Origin of the sequence: Mesorhizobium sp. WSM1293 (assembly GCF_000513875.1) — a bacterium.
Classification (GTDB): Bacteria; Pseudomonadota; Alphaproteobacteria; order Rhizobiales; family Rhizobiaceae; genus Mesorhizobium; species Mesorhizobium ciceri.
The window spans coordinates 160737-175700 of record NZ_AZUV01000009.1 but is presented as its reverse complement, the minus strand read 5'-3'; the positions used below and the strand labels follow the sequence as shown (position 1 = coordinate 175700).

16 protein-coding genes are annotated in these 14964 nt (G+C 61.6%); 12 read left to right on the top strand and 4 right to left on the bottom strand.

The genetic code is table 11. From position 1 onward, the window contains the following. Positions 1-14: 14 nt before the first annotated feature. The 3 genes from M729_RS0112560 to M729_RS0112550 form a co-directional block, all read right to left on the bottom strand. Positions 15-632 carry a TadE/TadG family type IV pilus assembly protein gene (locus M729_RS0112560; RefSeq protein WP_027161748.1) on the bottom strand — a complete coding sequence of 206 codons (618 nt, stop codon included), beginning with the start codon at positions 630-632 and terminating at the stop codon, positions 15-17. Positions 633-670: 38 nt separating this feature from the next. Then, positions 671-1252 (bottom strand): TadE/TadG family type IV pilus assembly protein, encoded by a 582-nt coding sequence (locus M729_RS0112555; RefSeq protein WP_027161747.1) that lies wholly within the window; start codon positions 1250-1252, stop codon positions 671-673. A 137-nt stretch (positions 1253-1389) separates the two neighbouring features. After that, complete coding sequence (locus M729_RS0112550; RefSeq protein ID WP_013533687.1) at positions 1390-1812, bottom strand: pilus assembly protein N-terminal domain-containing protein; 423 nt, start codon at positions 1810-1812, stop codon at positions 1390-1392. A 334-nt stretch (positions 1813-2146) separates the two neighbouring features. Between M729_RS0112550 and M729_RS0112545 the strand changes: the two genes are divergently transcribed. From M729_RS0112545 to M729_RS0112505, 9 genes are all read left to right on the top strand, one after another. Beyond that, positions 2147-2329, top strand: a complete 183-nt coding sequence (locus M729_RS0112545) for a Flp family type IVb pilin (RefSeq protein WP_024503191.1) — start codon at positions 2147-2149, stop codon at positions 2327-2329. Positions 2330-2501: 172 nt separating this feature from the next. Beyond that, complete coding sequence (locus tag M729_RS0112540; RefSeq protein WP_024503190.1) at positions 2502-3020, top strand: prepilin peptidase; 519 nt, start codon at positions 2502-2504, stop codon at positions 3018-3020. Positions 3021-3234: 214 nt separating this feature from the next. Next, the gene (gene cpaB / locus M729_RS0112535) at positions 3235-4047 is read left to right on the top strand and encodes a Flp pilus assembly protein CpaB (RefSeq protein WP_024503189.1); all 813 of its coding nucleotides are present in this window, start codon (positions 3235-3237) and stop codon (positions 4045-4047) included. After that, complete coding sequence (locus M729_RS0112530; protein WP_027161746.1) at positions 4044-5564, top strand: type II and III secretion system protein family protein; 1521 nt, start codon at positions 4044-4046, stop codon at positions 5562-5564. Before cpaB ends, M729_RS0112530 begins: the two co-directional genes overlap by 4 nt. Before the next feature lie 14 nt (positions 5565-5578). Continuing rightward, positions 5579-6316, top strand: coding sequence for a CpaD family pilus assembly protein (locus tag M729_RS0112525; protein ID WP_027161745.1), 738 nt, complete (start codon positions 5579-5581; stop codon positions 6314-6316). A 38-nt stretch (positions 6317-6354) separates the two neighbouring features. After that, complete coding sequence (locus M729_RS0112520; RefSeq protein WP_032808351.1) at positions 6355-7644, top strand: CpaE family protein; 1290 nt, start codon at positions 6355-6357, stop codon at positions 7642-7644. A gap of 29 nt (positions 7645-7673) precedes the next feature. Then, positions 7674-9173, top strand: coding sequence for a CpaF family protein (locus M729_RS0112515; protein WP_013533680.1), 1500 nt, complete (start codon positions 7674-7676; stop codon positions 9171-9173). A 29-nt stretch (positions 9174-9202) separates the two neighbouring features. Beyond that, positions 9203-10216 (top strand): type II secretion system F family protein, encoded by a 1014-nt coding sequence (locus M729_RS0112510; RefSeq protein WP_013533679.1) that lies wholly within the window; start codon positions 9203-9205, stop codon positions 10214-10216. 9 nt (positions 10217-10225) lie between these two features. Further along, positions 10226-11248: a type II secretion system F family protein gene (locus M729_RS0112505; RefSeq protein ID WP_013533678.1), complete on the top strand. Its 1023-nt coding sequence runs from the start codon at positions 10226-10228 to the stop codon at positions 11246-11248. Between the two features lie 85 nt (positions 11249-11333). Here the strand turns inward: M729_RS0112505 and M729_RS0112500 are convergent, their stop codons facing one another. Then, positions 11334-12155 carry a tetratricopeptide repeat protein gene (locus M729_RS0112500; protein WP_027161744.1) on the bottom strand — a complete coding sequence of 274 codons (822 nt, stop codon included), beginning with the start codon at positions 12153-12155 and terminating at the stop codon, positions 11334-11336. Between the two features lie 116 nt (positions 12156-12271). Here M729_RS0112500 and M729_RS0112495 point away from each other — a divergent pair, with 116 nt between their 5' ends. From M729_RS0112495 to M729_RS0112485, 3 genes are all read left to right on the top strand, one after another. Then, a complete protein-coding gene (locus M729_RS0112495) occupies positions 12272-13636 on the top strand; it encodes a M17 family metallopeptidase (RefSeq protein WP_027161743.1) in 1365 nt (454 codons plus the stop codon). A 72-nt stretch (positions 13637-13708) separates the two neighbouring features. Continuing rightward, positions 13709-14059: a MarR family winged helix-turn-helix transcriptional regulator gene (locus M729_RS0112490; RefSeq protein ID WP_013533675.1), complete on the top strand. Its 351-nt coding sequence runs from the start codon at positions 13709-13711 to the stop codon at positions 14057-14059. Positions 14060-14090: 31 nt separating this feature from the next. Further along, positions 14091-14951 (top strand): NlpC/P60 family protein, encoded by an 861-nt coding sequence (locus tag M729_RS0112485; protein ID WP_027161742.1) that lies wholly within the window; start codon positions 14091-14093, stop codon positions 14949-14951. Positions 14952-14964 lie beyond the last annotated feature (13 nt).

Below are 14964 nucleotides of genomic sequence, written 5' to 3'. Positions count from 1 at the left end.
CTGACTGCCTCTGTTCAACAGTCGCTGCAAGGGATTGCCACGCTTCTGCGGGGGCGCAGAAAATAGGTTTCGCCCATATTTATGTTGCTGAAAGCCGAGGTCAGCCCAAGCTTCTGTTGACTGCTCGCGCTCCATGCGATGACCGGCGTATAGCCGAGATTGCTTTCGACGCGGATGAGAAAAGTGTTGGCGACTCTGAGCGACGCCGGGACCGTTGTCGCGGTGGTGGCGGCGGCGCCACGGCTGGCGACGCCGGCTACCAATTTGCGTGACCACACCACCAGTGCCTGTGTCCCATCGGCCGAGACCTGGATTGCCGTGATGGTGATGGTCGGGTTTGAGCGATTGTAGGGTTGAAGGGTGACGCTGCCGATCTGCATGATGGCGTCGACATCCGCTTTGAGGACGCTTGTCTGCTGGGTGACGAGATCGGCCACCATGCTGCCGATACGACTGACCTTCTTGCTGGTCTCGATGGCTTGGGACGCTTCCATTGTGAGGAAATACATGATCAGCAGAATTGGCATGATCAAAGCGAATTCGACCGCTGCGATGCCGCGGCGATCCGACCAGAATCGACTTGCTTTGCGCCAAACTCCCGTAATCATAAGATGTGCCCCCGCACGCATCATGCTCATTGCCCTTTTCTTATACTGCTCGTGCATTCCGCTCAGTTGTCGAACGGCTCGTTCTGCCAGGTCACCGATGCGAAATGCAGGGTCTTGTTGCCGCCCATCGATTTGGCCAGCAGGTCGGTCATGATCGGCCATTTGTAAAAGACCCGCAGCATGTTCCTCGACTCCGCCGCACCCGCCGTAGTGGAAAAGGGCACTTCGGTGGTGCCGTTCGTCAACTGGACATCGTTGTTCTTGATCTTGAAGCCGGCCGCCGCCGCGTCTGCGAATGCCGTGTATTGGCGAAGATCCACCATCAACTGAAGCTTGCAATCCTGGGCGACGATGATCTGCAGTTTGTTGCAGATCGTGGTCTTCAACCCGTCTTCAGTGACGGTGGCCGCCTTTAACTGGCCGGTGCGCAACTGGCGCGCGACATCGTCGGTGATGTTGGCCATCACTTCCTGCGCGGCAAACGAAATGCAGCTTTCCAGAATGGCAAAGACAAGCAGCGCGAAGGGGACTGAAAGGATCGCGAATTCGATTGCCGTGGCGCCGCGCCGGTCACGAAGGAAGCGAACGAAAAACCTTCGGCGTCCCGCTCTGTGGTCGCCTGCGCAGCCGAATTCCGTGCTCATGTCCAATCCTGCCGATCTCTATGCGGTCTCGGAAGGAGCATTAGCGCAAACCAATTGAGGTCCGGTTTGGATGATCGTTAAAGTCGGCGCAGGCCTCTTAACCAGCCGATAACCGGAACGGCAGCCGGTCACGCCACCTATCGGCTGACGCTCATCTCCGCTTCGGAAGACTTCTCCGCTTCGCTCTTGTAGGAGCTTTCGCAATAGGGCGTGCAGGACATCGTCTGGATTTCGGCACGCCGATAGATGCGCACCGACGAAGCGGCCTGCCGCACGACGGTAACCTGCTCGTCGACGATGGGACTGCCGTCGGTATCGAGCACGACCAGATTGGTGACGCCGAAGCCTTTGCCGGTGAGCACGATCGTCGAAGCGTCCTGTACCGAAGCGTCGGCGATTGCCGGGTTGCCGACCACGATGGTGTCTGCGGGACGCGACAATTTGACGATCTTGGCCTGGTTCATCGTGACCTCGATGCCGGCGCCGGCCATGGCGGGAGCGACGAAGCTCGAGACGGCAAGAAGCGCGGCAATCAGGATTGACGATCTCGGCTGGGCCATTGAGGCGCTCCACGCAGGCGGACTGATCAACGGAACATGAACGAGATTGGTGAACCAACGGTTAAGCATACGATGTTGCCAATCGTGCGAATGGCCGGCAAGGGCGCCCGCGAGGCGCGGTCCGGTCGGGGCGCAAGCCTGCCAAACCCGGGACTGGAAGGCGCGGCGGTACTTTAGCCCGAAGTTAACCACGCAATATGTTCCAACCGGGAAAGGAATCGGTAAGGCTGTTTCTTAAGCCGATCGAAAGAGCTTCTCCCTAGATTGGCAGCATCCGATCAACCATCACAGAAGTTGACGGAAGTGCTGTAACACGTGGAGTAGGAGCTCTCGAATGTCTAATCTCATCGCACGTTTTGTGAAGGACGAATCCGGCGCGACCGCTATCGAATATGGTCTGATCGCCGCTCTCATCGCGCTCGCCATCATCACTGGCGCCGGCACGCTCGGTAATGCCCTCAACGGCAAGTTCACCAACATCGCCAGCACCCTGAACTCCGCGCCGAGCGGCAGCTGATCGGCTTATCGCCGAGCACTTAGATTGCGTTTCTGGAAAAGGGCCGCCGCGTGGCGGCCCTTTTTCTATGCCGCAGTCAATATAGGTCGTCTTTTCGCTCCTGGCCTCATCAATCGTTAATCGAACATACTTAGATTGAGCCCTGTGGAATCGGACAATAGGCATAGCGCCAATGCTTGAAGCCCTGATCTTGGTCGTTTTTCCGTTCTGCATGCTGTTTGCCGCGATCTCCGACATGCTGTCGATGACGATCGCCAATCGCGTGCCGGTGCTGCTTGTCGCCGTTTTTGCGCTGGTCGCGCCCCTGACAGGCATGGACTGGGCGGCCTATGGCGGACATTTCGCCGCCGGCGCCCTGGTCCTGGCCGTGACGTTCGGCCTGTTTGCGATGGGCGGCATGGGCGGCGGCGACGCCAAGCTTCTGGCCGCCACCGCGATGTGGATGGGCCTCAATGTCAATCTCGTGGAGTATCTTGTCGCCTCGACTATCATCGGCGGCCTGCTGACGCTGGCGATCATCCTCTACCGGAAGTCGCTGCTTGCGGCCGTTACCGGCCAAAATCCGTTTCTGCGCCATTTCGCCGACGAGGCAAAAGGTGTTCCCTACGGTGTCGCGCTCGGCCTTGGCGGCTTGCTGACCTATCCGGATTCGCCATTGATGGCATGGGCGCTTGCCAGGTTGGCGGCCTGAGCGCGATCTTATTTTTTTGTCTGTCAGCATTGCCGAAACCCCGTTCTCAACAGGGCTGGCCCGGCCATTTTGGCCGGTCAGGCCACATTCCGGCTAATTTATGTAAACCTTAAATTAATCACGATCGTAAGCATTACATTAACCTTGTTTTGACGATTGCCGCTGCAAAGTCCGGCTTGGCTACGTGGTTTGCCAGGGGCAAGGGTTCGAACAAATGCCAGCATCGCGATTGATAATTCTGAGCGTGGCGGTGGCTGCGGCGGGTGGCGCTGGCTATGTCGCGAAGAACATGGTGGCACCGCCGCCCCAGATCGTCGTCGATTCCGGCCCCCAGGCCCCGGCGGTGGCACTCCAGGATGTGCTTGTGCTTTCAGGCGACGTTCCGATGGGCAGCCCGATCCAAAACAGCATCGCCTGGCAATCCTGGCCCGCCGACGGCGTCAACGCGAATTTCATCACCCGCACCGCCGAGCCCGAGGCGCTGGACAAGCTGAAGAGTTCCGTTGCCCGTGTGGCGATGTATGCCGGAGAACCGCTGCGGCGGTCCAAGCTGATCGGCGAGGGCCAGAGCTTCATGTCGTCGATCCTGCCTTCCGGCATGCGGGCGGTCGCCACGGCCATCTCGGCCGATACGTCGGCCGGCGGCTTCATTCTTCCCAATGATTTCGTCGACGTCATCATGACCCGCAGGGCCGATGCCGCCAGCGGCGCCGCCGGCTTCAACACCGAGACCATCCTCAAGAACATCCGCGTCCTGGCCATCGACCAGACCATTCAGGAGGACGAGGAAGGCAAGAAGACCAGGGTGGGCCAGACTGCCACGTTGGAACTGACGCCCAAGCAGGCGGAGATCATCACCGTCGCCCAGCAGATGGCGGATCGCCTGACCCTGGCGTTGCGGGCGGTCGCGGACACGCAGGAAAAAAATCTGGGTGAGGCCGACTATCTCGTTTCCGGCAATGGCCGCAGGGGAACGGTGAGGCTGATCAAGTCGGGCGAAGTTTCCGAAGTGGGGGCAAGGAAATGAAGCTAAGCGGTAAACTGCCGGCAATCGTAGCCGCGGCATTCGGCCTGCTGCTCGTCGGATCGAATTTGCAAGGCAGCGTCGTCGAGGCAAAGAACGCGCAGGTCACGGCATCGACGGCCACCCAGCGCGTCAAGCTAGGCCTCAACAAGTCGGTGGTCATCGACCTGCCGAGCGATGCCTACGACATTCTCGTCGCCAACCCGGCGGTTGCCGATGCTGTGACCCGCACCGCGCGGCGCATCTATCTGTTCGGCAAGGCGGTCGGCGAGACGAACATATTTGTCTTCGGCCCCAATGGCGAGCAGATCGTCAGTCTGGACCTTGCCGTCGAACGCGACGTTGCCGGCCTTGAGGATTATATCAGGCGCTTCCTGCCGACGTCGGCCGTCAAGGTGGAACTGCTGAACGATAACGTCGTTCTCACAGGAACCGTGGACACCCCGCTGGATGCCAAGCGTGCCGAACAGTTGGCAAACATGTTCGTGTCGGGTGGTGAGGCAACGACGGGACAATATTCGCAGACCGCGGCCGGCGGTTCGGCCCAGAGCGGTGTCGACATCAACAATCCGGACCAGGAGCGCCGCACCAGCCAGATCGTCAACCTGATCCAGATCATTGGCGACGACCAGGTGACGCTGAAGGTGACGGTCGCCGAAGTCAGCCGCTCGGTGATGAAGCAGCTCGGCGTCAACATGGTTGGCAGCGGCGGCAGCAACGGCATTAGTTACGGCGCAATCAGCGACAACTTCACGGGTCTCGGCAAACAGCTGTCGAATTCCGGCTTTCAAATCGGCGCTTCAGGACTGCAGGCTTATGTAAACGCCATGGAGCAGTCCGGGGTGATGAAGACCTTGGCCGAGCCGACCTTGACGGCTGTGTCGGGCGAGAAGGCAACCTTCAAAGTGGGCGGTGAATACAATATGGTCACGGGTGTCTCGGCAAATGTATCGCAAGACAACCAGACCGGCCTGAAGACCTACAGCGTCGAAAAGATCGAGTACGGCATCGGCCTGGAATTCCAGCCGGTTGTGTTGTCTCCCGGCCGCATAAGTTTGAAAGTCAGGACGTCGGTTTCCGAGCCGACAACCGAGGGATCCGTATCGTTCTCCTCAGGCGTGACGAGTCCCGGAATGAATGCCCTGTCGCTGCGCAAGCGCCTTGCCGACACAACGGTGGAATTGCCATCCGGTGGCTCCATGATGATCGCCGGCCTGGTTCGCGACGACGTCAGGCAAGCCGTCAACGGATTGCCTGGACTGACAAAGATCCCGGTGCTTGGCGCGCTCTTCCGTAGCAGGGATTTCGTGCGAAACGAGACCGAGCTCGTCATCATCATCACGCCCTATCTGGTGAAGCCGGTGGCGCGCAACGACCTTGCCAAGCCGGACGACAATTTCAACGCCGCCAGCGATGGCGCCGGCATGTTCCTTGGCCGCGTCAATCGCGTCTACGGCACCATGCAGACCGACAAGCCCAATGGCCGCTACCACGGCGTTGTCGGCTTCATCTACAAGTAAGCGGGGAAGCGGACATGTCTCAGTCAGCATTGAAGGCAAGCACCATCGCCGCAACGACCCGTCTCGGCCGTTCACGGGTCTGCCGGCGAGCCGTTCCTGTCCTGGCGGTTGCGGTGGCGGCGCTGCTGGCCGGCTGCGCCCAGCGCGACAGCATCACGGTCGGCGCCATCCCGGACGATTACCGCACCAACCATCCGATCGTCATCGCCGAGAAGAACCAGAAGATCGACCTGCCTGTCGGCGCCGGTGACCGCGGCATGACCGGCTCCCAGCGCGATACGCTTCTTGGCTTCCTGGATGGCTATGACAGAAGTGCCGCCCCGACGCTGACGATCCAGGTCCCGAGCGGATCGGCCAACGAGGTCGCGGCGACCGCGGCGGCCCGCGATTTCGCCCGGCTGGCGGTTGCCAGCGGCATCAAGCGCAACCGGATTGTCGTGACTTCCTATCAGTCCGCTTCCGCCGAAGCCTCGGCCCCGATTCGCGTTGCTTATATCTCGGTGAAAGCCCAGACCGACAAATGCGGACGCTGGCCAGCCGACCTCGTCGACACGTCGGAAAACAAGCACTATGCCGATTTCGGTTGCTCTTATCAGAACAATCTTGCCGCCCAGATGGCTAACCCATCTGACCTGCTCGGCCCGCGTAAATCTGCCAATATTGATCCGGCAAATCGTAGCCAAGCCATCGATGTTTACCAAAAGAGAGGTATCTCGGACGAGTTCCTCGGCAATTCGGAAGTGACGTACTGAGCCGCCAGTCTCGGATAGAACAGGCCACGGGAAAGAGCATGACGATGAGCAACCTTGCCTACGACGCCCCGGTGGACGGCAGCGATACCTCGCAGCAGGACATCGCCGCGATGCAGGCGTTGCGGCCGATCCCGCGCATCTCGATCCAGGCATTCTGCGAGACCGAGGGTGTTGCCAACCCGGTCGAGCGCGCCGGCGAGGACCGTCGCATGACGAAGGCGCATCTCAAGGTCCACATGGGCGGTGTTCCCACTGCCATCGAATTCTACCAATCGGCGCCGACGCCCAATCTGATCCTGCTGGAATCGCGCAGCGAGCCCAAGCAATTGCTGGAACAACTCGCCCAGCTTTCGGAATATTGCGATCCGACGTCGAAGGTGGTGGTGATCGGCCACTACAATGATGTCGGCCTCTACCGGGAACTCATCCGCAACGGCATTTCCGAATATGTGATCGCTCCGGTCTCGATGGCCGACATCGTCAGCGTGGTGTCGTCGATTTTCATCGATCCGGAAGCCGAGCCGCTCGGCCGCTCGATCGCCTTCGTCGGCGCCAAGGGCGGTGTCGGCTCCTCGACGATCGCCCACAATGTGGCTTGGGCGATGTCCTCCCTGTTCAAATCCGAAGTGGTCGTCGCTGATCTCGATCTGGCTTTCGGCACCGCCAACATCAATTTCGACCAGGATCCGGCGCAAGGCATCGCCGAGGCGGTGTTTTCACCGGAACGCATCGATGAAGTCTATCTCGACCGGCTGCTGACCCAGTGCGCCGAGCATCTGTCGCTGCTGGCGGCGCCTTCGACGCTCGAACGGGTCTATGATTTCGATCCCGAGGCCTTCGCGCAGCTCATCGACACCGCCCAGCGCAGCGTGCCGCTTCTGGTGCTCGACGTCCCCCATGCCTGGACGGGCTGGACCAAGAACACACTGGTCAAGGCCGACGAGGTCGTCATCACCGCGACACCGGAACTTGCCAATCTGCGCAACACCAAGAACCTCATCGACATGCTCAAGCGGCTTCGTCCCAATGATCCGCCGCCCAAGCTGATCATCAACCAGGCCGGCGTCCCGAAGCGCCCGGAGATTTCGCCGTCCGATTTCGCCGAGCCGCTCGGTCTGTCGCCAATGTCGGTCATTGCTTTTGATCCGTTGCTGTTCGGCAATGCCGCCAACAATGGACGCATGCTTGGCGAAATGGATGCCAAGAACCCGGTCGTCGCGATGATCAACGAAATGGCGCATGTGCTGACCGGGCGCAGCGAAATCAAGATCAGGAAGAAGGCCGGGCTCGGCAGCCTGCTCGGCAAGCTCTCGCGCAACAAGAAGTGATGCTTCAGCAGTGGAATCGGTAGTCGATCATGTTTGGTAAAAGAGGCAGCGACGACGGCAACCGGTTCACGCCGGAATTTCGCCAGCCAGCACCGGCGCCTGTTGCGCCACCGGCTGCAGGTTCCGTGGACACGGCGGTTCTGACACGGCCTGCGGCGCCAAGCGCGCCTGTCGCGCCGCCGGCGCGCCGTGCGGTCGAGGCACCGCCATTGGCGCCTGAGCCGAAGCGGGCACAGCGCGAAAAGAGCGAAACCTATTACGATACCAAGAGCCAGGTCTTCTCCGCGCTCATCGACACCATAGATCTGTCGCAGCTTTCCAAGCTTGATCCTGAAAGTGCGCGCGAGGAAATCCGCGACATCGTCAACGACATCATCGCGATCAAGAACTTCGCAATGACGATCGCCGAGCAGGAAGAGCTGCTCGAGGACATCTGCAATGACGTGCTCGGCTATGGGCCGCTCGAGCCGCTGCTCGCCCGCGACGACATCGCCGACATCATGGTCAACGGCTCCAGGAACGTCTACATCGAGGTCAACGGCAAGGTCGAACAGACCGGCATCCGCTTTCGTGACAACCAGCAGCTCCTCAACATCTGCCAGCGCATCGTCAGCCAGGTTGGCCGCCGCGTCGACGAATCCAGCCCGATCTGCGACGCGCGCCTCCCCGATGGCTCGCGCGTCAACGTCATCGCGCCGCCGCTCTCCATCGACGGCGCCACGCTCACCATCCGCAAATTCAAGAAGGACAAGCTGACGCTCGACCAACTGGTCAAGTTCGGCGCCATCTCGCCGCAGGGCGCCGAAGTTCTCAAGATCATCAGCCGTGTTCGCTGCAACATCGTGATCTCGGGCGGTACCGGTTCGGGCAAGACCACGCTGCTCAATTGCCTGACCAACTATATCGACCGCGAGGAGCGCGTCATCACCTGCGAAGACTCGGCCGAGCTGCAATTGCAGCAGCCGCATGTGGTGCGCCTCGAAACCCGCCCGCCCAATCTGGAGGGCGAGGGTGAGGTGACGATGCGCGACCTGGTCAAGAACTGCCTGCGCATGCGGCCCGAGCGCATCATCGTCGGCGAAGTGCGCGGACCCGAAGTGTTCGATCTTCTGCAGGCGATGAACACCGGCCATGACGGCTCGATGGGCACGATCCACTCGAACAGCCCACGCGAATGCCTGAACCGCATCGAATCCATGATTGCCATGGGCGGTTATTCGCTGCCGCAGAAGACAGTGCGCGAAATCGTCGTCGGTTCCATCGACGTGATCATCCAGGCAGCGCGCCTGCGCGACGGATCGCGCCGCATCACCCACATCACCGAGGTGATCGGGATGGAAGGCGACGTTATCATCACGCAGGATATCGTCCTCTACAACATCAAGGGTGAGGACGCCAACGGCCGGCTGTTGGGTGAGCACGTATCGACCGGCATCGGCCGTCCGCATTTCTGGGAGCGTGCACGCTATTACGGCGAGGAGCAGCGTCTCGCCATTGCGCTCGAGGCGATGGAGAAACGCGCTGACTGACGTCTGCTGGGGTGTAAGGGTTCGGGCCAATGTTTGGAATTGACGGCACAGTACTGGCGTTTGTCGTGCTCGCCGGCTTCAGCGCCGGCGCCGTCGCTTATGCATTTCTGTTCACCCGGATCAGCAACGAGAAACAGGTCGGCAAGCGGCTCGAAACAATCAGGACCGCCGAGACGGATCGCTCCGTCGTCAAGGCCTCGCGCGACCGCGTGGCGGAAGCCGCCAAGCGGCGCAAATCGGTTCAGGATTCTCTCAACGAACTCGACGCCAAGCAGAAAACCAAGGACAGCCGCGTCAAGAAGCCGCCGCTGAAAGCCCAGCTTCGTCAGGCCGGCCTCAAGACCACCATCGAGCGTTTCTATATATATTCCGCAATATGCGGCATCGTTTTGACAATGGCCGCTTTCGTGGCCGGAGCCCCGCTGATCGCCTTGCCGGGCGTGCTGCTGGCCGGGGGGCTGGGCCTGCCGCGCTGGTTCGTCACGTTTCGCCGCGCCCGCCGGGTCAAGGCATTCCTCAACGAATTTCCAAACGCGCTCGACATCATCGTGCGCGCGGTCAAATCCGGCCTGCCGCTGAACGATGCCGTGCGCCTGATCGCCAACGAATCGCCCGAACCCGTGAAGACCGAGTTTCGCCGCATCGTCGATTCACAGCAGATGGGCCTCTCTATCCCCGACGCGACCTTGCGCATGCCCGAAACCATGCCTTGCACCGAGGCAAGCTTCTTCGGCATCGTTATCCAGATTCAATCGCAAGCCGGCGGCAATCTCTCCGAGGCGCTGGGCAATCTTTCGCGCGTGCTTCGCGATCGCAAGAAGATGAAAGCCAAGGTCGCGGCGCTGTCGATGGAAGCGAAGGCATCCGCCGCGATCATCGGTGCGCTGCCCTTCATCGTCGCCTTTCTCGTCTACCTGTCGAGCCCGGCCTACCTGATGCCGCTCTTCAACACCAGCGTCGGAAACCTGATCCTTGGTTGCTCTGCGGTCTGGATGTCGATCGGCATCCTGGTGATGCGCAAGATGATGAACTTCGAAGTCTAGGATGCTGGCATGACCGAGCAAGTCATCAAGACCCTGACGGATCCGAGCTTCCTGATCGCGATGCTGGTCGCGATAGCGGTGTTTGCGACCGTCTTCACCTTGCTGCCGGCGTTTGGCGGAAACCAGCTCAAGTCACGCATGAAATCCGTTGCGCTGGAGCGCGACGAACTGCGTGCGCAACAGCGCGCCCGGCTTGCGGTCGAGGCCGATCGCCGTCGCAAGGGCTTGCGTGAGGAACAGTCGATCGGCATGCGCAACATCGTCGACCGGCTGGATCTGAGACGCGCGCTCGCCGATGAAGGCACCTTGCAGAAACTCAAGGTGGCCGGTTTTCGTGGACAGAATCCGCTGACGCGGTTTCTTTTCTTTCGTCTCGTGCTTCCTTTTGTCGGTTTCGCGCTGGCCGCAATCTACATCTTCGTGCTCGGAGGACTGCCCGACAAGCCATTGGTCATCAGGCTGTTCGTCTGCATCCTCGTTGCTTACGGCGGCTTCTACGCGCCGGTCATCTACGTCAACAACCGCGCCACCAAGCGCAAGCAGTCGATCCAGATGGCATGGCCGGATGGGCTCGATCTGATGCTGATCTGCGTCGAATCGGGCATGTCGGTGGAAGCAGCATTGCGCAAGGTCGCCGACGAGATCGGCGCGCAATCGGTGGCGCTGGCGGAAGAGTTCATCCTCACCAATGCCGAGCTTTCCTATCTGCCGGAGCGCAAGCAGGCCTACGAGAACCTGGCAAGCCGCACCGGCCTGGATTCGGTCAAGTCGGTGTCGCAGGCGCTCGTCCAGGCCGAGCGTTACGGCACGCCGGTGGCGCATGCACTGCGCGTGCTTGCCGCCGAAAGCCGCGACATGCGCATGAATGCGGCCGAGAAGAAGGCGGCCGCCCTGCCGCCAAAGCTCACCGTTCCGATGATCCTGTTTTTCCTGCCGGTGCTCTTCGCCATCATCCTGGGTCCCGCCGGCATTCAGGTCAGCCAACGCGGTATCTTCGGCGATCATGCGGCGCCGGCAACAAACGCCCAGTAGCGGCAAATTCCTGCAGTGCACTTCAAACGAAGAGGCCGCGCTGCATGCAGCGCGGCCTCTTCGTTTGGGCGTCGGAATTGTGGTCTCAGTTGGTTGCGGATTTCGTCTTGTCCTGATCCTTGAGCTGGCTCCAGGCGTTCTGTTGGGCCAGCATCTGCCTGAGATAGGCGACATTTGCCTGCGCCTGTTCGGGCGACAGTTCCTGTGAGGCGATCTTCTCGGCCTCGTCGAACCGGCCTTGCAGGCCGACGACCAGCGCCAGGTTCTGGCGGACCCGGCTGTCCGCATTCGGCTGTTGCGCGGCCGAGCGCATATAGGTTTCGGCGGTGCGCAGATCACCTTCCAGCACATACGACATGCCAAGATTGGAGAGCACGGAAGGCTCGTTCGGCTTGAGGTCGAGCGCCTTGCGGTAAAGCTGGCGCGCATCGTCCTTCTGGCCGGTCTGGTCGAGAATGGCCGCTTCCGCCGACACCAGCCTCCAGTCGGGATATTCCGGTGTCTGAGCGCGGCGCACGGCGTCGAGCGCCGCCTCGAACTGGCCATTGGCGGCCAGCGCCTTGCCATAGGAGGCAAGCACGTCACGATCCTTGGGCAAAGCGATGGCGAGTTTGCGCATCACGGCCAGCGACTGGTCGGCATCGCCATCCATCTGCAACGCCGCCGCATAGTTCGTCGCTATCCGCTTGTCGTTGGGGTTCTTCGCGTAGGATTGGCCAAGTGCGCCGGTGGCATTGTGCAGTTCGCCGGCCGACATGCTTTCAAGCGGTTTGCCGCTGGTGCGTGCGATAGAGCCGGTGGAGAGCTTGTCGGTTCCGCAACCGGCGACGCCCGCCGTCAGCGCCAGCACAAGAGCCATGGTGATGAGCCGTTTTCCCCTGGTATTGATCCTGCGGTTGGTCGGCATGGCACCCTAAGCCTCCATTCATGCGCGGCCATTGCGTGGCCGTCTTCCCTCTCGCAGAAATATTCTGTTAACCCTAACGGACGGTTAAGAACGGCGACTCACACGGAGAACATCGCATGCCTGTCGAACTCGTCGGGAAGACATTGCCGGGCGCGCTGCCGGTCCATCTGGTCGCCAGGGACGGTCTGGACGCGGCCGGTCTTGCGCCGGCCGCCATCGCCTGGGCCAGGGCCAACGGCTTTTCCGGCGAGGCAGGCAGGACACTGGTCGTGCCCGGCGAAAACGGGGCGCTCGGCGGCGCCTTGTTCGGTATCGGCGATGGCGAAGGCGCGCTTGCCCTCGGCGCATTGTCGAAAGCCTTGCCGGAAGGCGACTGGCATTTCGCCTTGGCGCCGGCCGAGGCCGAACTCGCGGCGATCGCGCTGCTGCTCGGCGGTTATGTCTTTACTCGCTACGGCAAGAAGCCAGGCAGGGCGCTGCGCTTCGGCCTGCCGGCCGACGTCGATGCCGGGCGCGTTCGCCGCATTGTCGATGGCGTCTTCCTGACACGCGATCTGGTCAACACGCCGACCAGCGATATGGGTCCGGAAGATTTGGAGCAGGCGGTGCGGACCCTGGCCGCCAGGCACAAGGCCGAAGTCTCGGTGATCAAGGGTGACGATCTCCTCGACCGGAACTTCCCGATGATCCATGCGGTCGGCCGTGCGTCGACCAGCGCACCGCGCTTGATCGACATGCGATGGGGGCAGCAAGACGCACCGAAGGTGACGCTGGTCGGCAAGGGCGTCTGCTTCGACACGGGCGGTCTCGACATCAAGCCATCGTCCGGCATGCTGCTGATGAAGAAGGACATGGGCGGTGCCGCCAATGTGCTTGGCCTCGCCTCGATGATCATGGCTGCCGGGCTGAATGTGCGGCTGCGCGTGCTCATTCCCGCGGTCGAGAATTCGATTGCCGGCAACGCCTTCCGGCCTGGCGACGTGCTGGTGAGCCGCAAGGGCATCACTGTCGAGATCGGCAACACGGATGCCGAGGGACGGCTGGTGCTGGCCGACGCGCTGGCGCTGGCCGACGAGGAGGAGCCGCAGCTTCTAGTCGACATGGCGACGCTGACCGGGGCTGCCCGTGTCGCGCTCGGCCCCGATCTGCCACCGTTCTACACCGGCGACGAAACGCTGGCATCCGATCTGGCGGAGGCTTCCGTCGCGACGGAGGATCCGCTGTGGCGCATGCCACTGTGGCGGCCCTACGATGCAAAACTGTCGTCGAAGATCGCCGACATCAACAATGTCACCACGGACGGTTTCGCCGGCTCGATCACAGCGGCGTTGTTCCTGAAGCGCTTTGTCGAAAAAACCGCGGGCTGGGCGCATTTCGACATCTTCGCCTGGAATCCGGCTGATCGTCCGCATGGCCCCGCCGGCGGCGAGGCACAGGGCATCCGCGCGCTGGAGCGGATCATCGCGAAACGCTATGGCTGACAGTCGCAGGCGAAAGACGGCAATCGCTTTGACTGAAACGGAACCGAAACAATTTGCCGTCATGCTGGCGCGATGTCGATTGCGATGCGCCCGAGCCAGGCCTTGCGACTGTGGCAGCAGGTGATGCTGTCGCAGGTGCGCGACGACGCGCCCGATCTGACCATGCGCCAGACGGCGATCCTGTTCACCATCTATCTCGATCCGCCGCCGCACACCGTGCGCGGGCTCGCCGCCCGGCTCAATGTCACCAAGCCGGTGATCACCCGCGCCCTTGACACGATGGGCGCTTTGAAACTCGTCTCGCGCCATCGCGACGAGCTCGACAAGCGCAATGTTCTGATCAGGCGCACGGTCGAGGGCGCGCTCTTTGTCGAGCGCTTCGGCGATGGTATCATCGCCAAGGCGCTCGAACTGCCTATGTGAGCGAATTTACCTTTTCAACAGAGTGCTCGATTTGACTGCCAGGGATGCCCGCCTTCACGCTTTTCGCTCCGACCTTGCCGATGCACGGCTGAAGGGCGAGGTCGCCGCTGACCGCTTCGTCGCCGGCCGGCCGGCGCGGGTCATCGCGTCAGTGGCCGATATGCGCAAGGCGCCGCGGCCGGATGCCGGCGTCAACACGCAAGCCCTGTTCGGCGACGATGTCCTGGTCTTCGATGTCGCTGAAGGCTGGGCCTGGGTCCAGGCCGAACGCGACGGCTATGTCGGCTACGTCGCTGACACGATGCTGGGCAAACGGGACCATACGCCGACGCACATCGTCTGCGTGCCGCGCACCTTCCTCTACCCCGGGCCGGATCTGCGCTTTCCGATCGCCGGACAATTGTCGATGGGATCGACGGTGACAGTGACTGAGGCGGCCGAGACGCGCGGTACGCACTATGCGGTCCTGCCGTCCGGCGAGGCGCTGATCGCAGGTCACCTGCGGCCGCTCAGTGAAGCTGCCTCCGACTATGTCGCGGTTGCCGAGGCGTTTCTAGGAACACCCTATCTCTGGGGTGGCACTTCCGGTTTCGGCATCGACTGTTCGGGGCTGGTGCAACTGGCGATGCGCATGGCCGGCAGAGACGTGCTGCGCGATTCCGACATGCAGGCTGCGGCCCTTGGCGAGCCGCTGGAACCGGGACCTGATTTCTCCGGCTTGCGACGCGGCGATCTGGTGTTCTGGAAGGGCCATGTCGCCGTGATGACCGATGCCGACACGATGATCCACGCCAACGGCCACACCATGCTGGTGTCGCGCGAAGGCCTGAAGGATGCGGTTGACCGCATCGGTTATCTCTATGGTGGCCCGACAGGGTTCAGGAGGCCGTAGCCTTTCTTCCTTC

What these genes read in the sequence shown, in the direction of transcription:
- M729_RS0112545 (WP_024503191.1), top strand. Translation starts at nt 2,147, where the DNA reads ATGTCTAATCTCATCGCACGTTTTGTGAAGGACGAATCCGGCGCGACC.
- M729_RS0112540 (WP_024503190.1), top strand. Translation starts at nt 2,502, where the DNA reads ATGCTTGAAGCCCTGATCTTGGTCGTTTTTCCGTTCTGCATGCTGTTT.
- M729_RS0112530 (WP_027161746.1), top strand. Translation starts at nt 4,044, where the DNA reads ATGAAGCTAAGCGGTAAACTGCCGGCAATCGTAGCCGCGGCATTCGGC.
- M729_RS0112555 (WP_027161747.1), bottom strand. Translation starts at nt 1,252, where the DNA reads ATGAGCACGGAATTCGGCTGCGCAGGCGACCACAGAGCGGGACGCCGA.
- M729_RS0112505 (WP_013533678.1), top strand. Translation starts at nt 10,226, where the DNA reads ATGACCGAGCAAGTCATCAAGACCCTGACGGATCCGAGCTTCCTGATC.
- M729_RS0112490 (WP_013533675.1), top strand. Translation starts at nt 13,709, where the DNA reads ATGTCGATTGCGATGCGCCCGAGCCAGGCCTTGCGACTGTGGCAGCAG.
- M729_RS0112515 (WP_013533680.1), top strand. Translation starts at nt 7,674, where the DNA reads ATGTTTGGTAAAAGAGGCAGCGACGACGGCAACCGGTTCACGCCGGAA.
- cpaB (WP_024503189.1), top strand. Translation starts at nt 3,235, where the DNA reads ATGCCAGCATCGCGATTGATAATTCTGAGCGTGGCGGTGGCTGCGGCG.
- M729_RS0112550 (WP_013533687.1), bottom strand. Translation starts at nt 1,812, where the DNA reads ATGGCCCAGCCGAGATCGTCAATCCTGATTGCCGCGCTTCTTGCCGTC.
- M729_RS0112510 (WP_013533679.1), top strand. Translation starts at nt 9,203, where the DNA reads ATGTTTGGAATTGACGGCACAGTACTGGCGTTTGTCGTGCTCGCCGGC.
- M729_RS0112495 (WP_027161743.1), top strand. Translation starts at nt 12,272, where the DNA reads ATGCCTGTCGAACTCGTCGGGAAGACATTGCCGGGCGCGCTGCCGGTC.
- M729_RS0112525 (WP_027161745.1), top strand. Translation starts at nt 5,579, where the DNA reads ATGTCTCAGTCAGCATTGAAGGCAAGCACCATCGCCGCAACGACCCGT.
- M729_RS0112520 (WP_032808351.1), top strand. Translation starts at nt 6,355, where the DNA reads ATGACGATGAGCAACCTTGCCTACGACGCCCCGGTGGACGGCAGCGAT.
- M729_RS0112560 (WP_027161748.1), bottom strand. Translation starts at nt 632, where the DNA reads ATGATGCGTGCGGGGGCACATCTTATGATTACGGGAGTTTGGCGCAAA.
- M729_RS0112500 (WP_027161744.1), bottom strand. Translation starts at nt 12,155, where the DNA reads ATGCCGACCAACCGCAGGATCAATACCAGGGGAAAACGGCTCATCACC.